Below are 619 nucleotides of genomic sequence, written 5' to 3' on the forward strand. Positions count from 1 at the left end.
CTTACAAGTCGAGGACCGACTGGTAACATCTTCGCGCTTGAGACTTCGCACACCACGATGAAGACGTACTGTACAACACTGCAACAGACTTCCTTAATGGTCTCGCTGACCAACTCGACACATGGAGATAACACAATGGACAACTATTAAAACCAACCCTCACCGCGCTGTAGACTACTCTGAGTCCGGCGTTAAGAAAGCACTGGAAGCCGCTGGGTCGCTGGAAGCTGAAGTGAAGTATGACGGCGTCGGTTGAATCTTCGGTCTTCCTGATGGGCGTACTGAGTGGCTAAGCCGAGAGTCCAAACCACTGCCAGCGCTCGACCACTTGTCAACAGTTGGCCAAGACATCGGGGCCTGTCGTGCGTCAGACTGGCGATGGTTCCTGAAGCAAGCAGGACATGAAGTCTCTGGCCTGATGATTGATGGCGAGGTGATGGTCAAGGGTGTAGACTTCAACACATCCTCAGGTCTTATCCGCACTAAGTATGTCAAGTCTAAGAACCACGACTTCCATGACGGTGACTGGGACCTTAAGTCAAAGACTACTCAATTCAGGTTAGACCCTGAGCACATTCAAGTGGTCGTCTACGGGTCATCGACCTAAACGTCATCCTCG

The 619-nt window shown here is 51.5% G+C and carries 1 pseudogene; it reads left to right on the forward strand.

The annotated features are described in order from the left end of the window. Nucleotides 1–56 precede the first annotated feature (56 nt). Nucleotides 57–131, forward strand: a pseudogene (locus AC2W7G_RS18035) (phage T7 gene 1.2 family protein); the annotation flags it as partial. Between the last annotated feature and the right edge of the window lie 488 nt (nt 132–619).

The organism is Aeromicrobium sp. PFPM2_SD2, from assembly GCF_057364525.1.